The following is a 2,701-nucleotide window of genomic DNA, read 5'->3' as shown; positions in this document are numbered from 1 at the left end:
CGCGAGTTAAACTGGACGAATTACGCGACTGGTCCGGGCGGGAGCTGAGACCAGAAGTCGCGGAAGAGCTCAGTCGCGAACAGAAGCGTCTCATTATGGTCGAGGAGCAAATAAAAGGACTTGAAGCAGAACAGACCCAAGCGGTCATACAGCCTGAAAACGTAGCAGACAAGAAAGCGCAAAAACTCCAGAATCTCAAGAGCATCGGCCTGCAAACCGGCTGGACGCTCAGCCACGAGGCTCTGGGGTGGCGTACCTTTCGTAATCGCAAGGCCGTCGGCTCTTTTTCCGGACTGACAGGGACGCCTTTCGACAGTGGAGAAACGCTGCGGGAGCAGGGAATCAGCAAAGCTGGTAATTCTCGCGTCAGAACCACGATGATCGAACTGGCTTGGGGCTGGGTGCGCTGGCAGCCCGACAGTGCACTAACCCAGTGGTTCAAGGATCGCTGCATGGCCGAGAATACCAGCCGGGCTAAACGGAAGGCCATTGTAGCACTGGCCAGGAAGCTTCTGGTGGCTTTATGGAAATACGTTGAGCAGGATATTGTTCCTGAGGGCGCAATACTCAAAAGTTAAGCCGGAACCGGCTGAGGTACGTACGGAGTTTTAATGATGGATGTTATTTGTCGGAATGTTCAGGGAAACGGCTTCGCCCTTGGTACTAAACACACCGATTTGGTAGATTGTTCTCCCTGGTCATCCCGGCTTTCAGAGTCGAAAGGCGCATGCAGAATTGTGTTAAGGGTTCGTCCCTAACGGATAGAAGGTTGTCCGCTTCCGATTCAGATTAAGCGGAACTTCCAAAAGCCGGTTCATTTCGCAGATGACATCAATCGCTCGCAAAAGGATTTATAAAATGTAACACGAAAACAGACGTTTTTACAAAAAAGGTTCTAAGGAATTATTTGCGGTTGACAAACCCACACATAGAAGGGCGAAGCTGTCCCCAGCTAGCCGTTTTTCAGCCCTGGAGGGCGTGCAGGCCTCTGCCGCCGACCATCCTCAGCCGCAGTAAAGCACTTGCTACTTGCTACTTGCCACTTGTCACTGCGCCGCCCCAGCGGCGCTCCCCTATCCCCTAAGGCCCATCAGGGCCGCTCCCCTAAGTCGCGCACGCGCGACGCTCCCCTAAGGCGCGCCACAGCGCGCCGTCAAACATTGCTATTGAATTACCGTATGCACTCAGTTAAACTAAATCAATCGATGAAAGGAGTTCACCATGCCGACAATCAAGCCAATTTCTGAACTGAGAAACTACAATCGTGTTTTACGCGAAGTCACTGTTGATTCTCCCGTTTTTTTAACGGAAAACGGGCATGGGCGTTTTGCTATCGTTGACATTCGTGCATACGAAAAATTACGCACAGAACTCGATCTCATTTCGGCTTTAGTTGATGGCGAGGCGACCGCTCGGAAAGAAGGATGGGTTTCACTCGACGCGGCGAAGCAGCAGCTCGGAGTGTAGCGATGCTTGAAATCCGGTTTTCACCGAAAGCCGTTGCTGATCTGGATGAAATAAAACGGTACATATCGTCTGATCTTTGCAACCCGCAAGCCGCAACTGATCTTCTTTCCTTGATTTTCCAAAAGATTCAGACATTGGCAACCTTGCCGCAGATTGGAGCCAGAGTCAGAACCGATCTTCCGAGCCTTAAAATCTACCGATTCATTCCATGCAAGAACTACCTCGTGTTTTACAGACAAGAAGAGAAATTTGTTTCAATCATTCGTGTTTTATATGCGAAGCGAGATTATTTGCGACTGCTTGAATCGGACAGGAAGCCTGCTGAGAACGAATGATCGGTAGTTGCATCAGGCCGAATACGCGCACACCCAAGCAGGTAGGGCGACGCCGTCCCGGCTAGCCGTTCATCCCAAGTCCTCGCAAAGCCAGTACAGCAGGGGCTCCGAACCCGCTGAGCACCCAGCCCTGGGACCACGGGCATCCCTGCCCGTGTACACGCAAAGCCACCCGCATCGCACTGGGAACGCGAGGCTCCGTACTCGCCCCGTCACCTCTGCCGCATCCTCCGAAAAGGTAGGGCGACGCCGTCCCGGCTAGCCGTTTTTCCCTCAATTCCTTCATGCCGCCCAGCAGCGCTTCATACTGCGTAGCAGTGCTTCATGTTGCATAGCAACGCTTCATTCGCCGCCTCAGCGGCGTCCCTGCTTGCCCCTGCTTGTCCGTGCCAGTCCGTGCCAGTCCGTATCGTCCACCACTCGGCGCAGCCGCATCGCACTGGGAACGCGGAGCTCCAGCTCCGTCATCCACCCTCGCCCTCCCGCCCCTGCTTGCCCCTGCTTGTCCGTGCTTGTCCGTGCCTGTCCGTGTTCGTCCGTGCCCGTCCGTGTTGGCACCCCATCCCTTTCCACTTTTCCCACTTCCCACTTCCCACTGCGCCGCCCCTGCGGCGCCCCTGCCCTGCCCTTTTACCCTCTCCCTGCAAGCAGTCCCTTGCTTGCTGGCTCCTCGTCCACCCAAGCAGGTAGGGCGAAGCTGTCCCAGCTAGCCGTTCTTCCTCAGCCGCAGTAAAGCACTTCCCACTTCCCACTTCCCACTGCGCCGCCCCAGCGGCGCCCCTACCCCCTAAGTCGCTCTGCGCTGCGGCGCTCCCCTATCCCCTAAGTCGCGCAACCGCGCGACGCACCCCTAAGGCGCTCCGCGCCGCACCCCTAAGCCACCCCGTGGCGCCCCCCTA

The 2,701-nt window shown here is 55.8% G+C and carries 3 protein-coding genes; all 3 read left to right on the top strand.

Annotation, left to right across the window (positions count from 1 at the left end; genetic code table 11):
- The coding region (locus LHW45_11315; GenBank protein ID MCB5286157.1) for a transposase at positions 1 to 578 on the top strand (578 nt) is incomplete at its 5' end.
- A gap of 643 nt (positions 579 to 1,221) precedes the next feature.
- On the top strand, positions 1,222 to 1,467 hold the full coding sequence (locus LHW45_11310; GenBank protein MCB5286156.1) for a prevent-host-death protein: 246 nt from the start codon (positions 1,222 to 1,224) through the stop codon (positions 1,465 to 1,467).
- Between the two features lie 2 nt (positions 1,468 to 1,469).
- Complete coding sequence (locus LHW45_11305; protein MCB5286155.1) at positions 1,470 to 1,802, top strand: type II toxin-antitoxin system RelE/ParE family toxin; 333 nt, start codon at positions 1,470 to 1,472, stop codon at positions 1,800 to 1,802.
- The last annotated feature ends 899 nt before the right edge of the window (positions 1,803 to 2,701 follow it).

This window comes from Candidatus Cloacimonadota bacterium (assembly GCA_020532085.1).
Lineage (GTDB): Bacteria > Cloacimonadota > Cloacimonadia > Cloacimonadales > Cloacimonadaceae > Syntrophosphaera.
The sequence above is the reverse complement of the archived record's forward strand: the minus strand, read 5'-3'. Positions and strand labels throughout refer to the sequence as shown.